Below are 1,784 nucleotides of genomic sequence, written 5' to 3'. Positions count from 1 at the left end.
TAATAATAAATGGCAAGATTCTGTATTCTAATTAGAAGATATAGGGAATATCAAGTCTTTATATTAGTGATGGAGATATTCAATCTTATGTGGATAATGGAGGAGTAGCTGAAATTGGAGTTAATGGTATGTATAATAATTCTTCCTTTACTACTACTGGCAATTTTAATGTAAATGATAAGACTTTAGAATTTGTTAGTCCTAATACTGAAGATTAGCTCCAACTACACATTAATGAAAATAACTTTACTGAGTATATAGGAGAGGCTAAGAAAATGTTATAGGATATAATATCTTATGATATGGATGTAGAAGATTTATATAATAGTCCTGATATTACTCATTTCCTTGACACAGCAAATAATTTATTTGTGCCAGATGATGGTAGAATAGAGGACTTAAAAAATGTTGAAGTAGACGATTCTTAGCAAGATATAATAGATGATTTGATTGCAATTAATAATATGGCAGCTAGAAAACTATCAGAAGATAGTTGTCCAATAACTATTAAAATTCAATTCTAATGAAATGTGGAATAGATGATAGAACTTTAAAATAGATATAGACCTCCGTTAATTCGGCTTTACTCTCCTATTCTAGGGCTAAGAGTAAAGCCTTAAAGGAGGGTTTACCTATTACTGAATTACAATCTGAACTTAAATAGAAAGTATTTGATTAGTATAAGCAAATATAGATGGATTATGAGGTTAATTAGGATAATATTGACTCTGTAATAAAAACTATTTAGGAAAGATTTGATAGATACTAGCTAGGAGAAATAGATAGAACTTTTTTCTCTGAGAATTAGACTAGAGATATATTACTTAACCCAAATCTTCCTAATCTTAATCTATTAGATTTCAGTACAGATAATCTAGTAGATACTGAATAGGTAAGAATAAGGAAAGATGCTTCTATTGCTTTTATTGATAATGCCTTTGGAAGAGCTAATGAAGCTAAAACTAAATTTATTCAAGATTTAAACTAGCATTTATTTGATGTACTGTTTGTAAATAGAGGTTCTATTTCTGGATAGAGTTTGGGATTAGTTACTTCTGATGCTGAACTTAATAGTAATATAAGATAGTACTAGGAATAGCTATTTAAGAAGGTAATCGATTATCTAAAAGTAATTAATAGTTAGGGAGAAAATGTTAAATTTTAGGGATTGAAATTTAACTAGAAAATGCCACTATATATATAGGATGGAAAAGGTCTTAAAAATTCGGAGTACTTTGATATAGTATAGAGATAGGCAGGAGAATTTCTATCTTTTAGCAATAAGACCGCCGAAGAACTTAGACAACTATATAACCGATCTCTGGACATATCTAATTCTTAGGCAGATAAAGAACGAGCTAGAATAACTCTAGAAGCTTATAGTGCTAATCTTATTTTAAATCACTTTGATGATTATTTGTCGTATTTACTTGGCGATGCTTTGAAGATTAGAAATTTTAATTAGCTTACTGGAGAAAATAAATATTCATTGTCATCATAGACTGCTAATGTAGTAAAAACTTGGAGAACAGATGATAATATAAACGTGGAGTAGGAATCAGATAAGATTACTAGATTAGCTATCTCTACTACTCCTATATATAACTGGCAAAGTAGTACCCCAAAATATGGATAGTATTTATCTTTTGCAGATTATTCTCATTTAATAGCTAAAATAAAAGATTTAGTATACATTCTTGAAGTTTCTGAGATAGACTTAAATAAAATGTTAGACAATTCTGAATCTCTTCAAAATACTCTAGCACCAGAAACTTAGGATTTTC

Annotated in this window: 2 protein-coding genes; both read left to right on the top strand. The window is 28.9% G+C overall.

Annotated features, from left to right (window positions below):
* Positions 1–89: 89 nt before the first annotated feature.
* Positions 90–218 (top strand): hypothetical protein, encoded by a 129-nt coding sequence (locus tag ACI3VO_RS01220; RefSeq protein WP_439756156.1) that lies wholly within the window; start codon positions 90–92, stop codon positions 216–218.
* 84 nt (positions 219–302) lie between these two features.
* Positions 303–428 (top strand): hypothetical protein, encoded by a 126-nt coding sequence (locus ACI3VO_RS01215; RefSeq protein WP_439756155.1) that lies wholly within the window; start codon positions 303–305, stop codon positions 426–428.
* The last annotated feature ends 1,356 nt before the right edge of the window (positions 429–1,784 follow it).

Source organism: Intestinibacter sp. (assembly GCF_051866655.1).
Taxonomy (GTDB): Bacteria; Bacillota; Clostridia; order Peptostreptococcales; family Peptostreptococcaceae; genus Intestinibacter.
The sequence above is the reverse complement of the archived record's forward strand: the minus strand, read 5'-3'. Positions and strand labels throughout refer to the sequence as shown.

Excerpts from the sequence above, each read along its gene's own strand:
- ACI3VO_RS01215 (WP_439756155.1), top strand. The coding sequence starts at position 303 with ATGGATGTAGAAGATTTATATAATAGTCCTGATATTACTCATTTCCTT.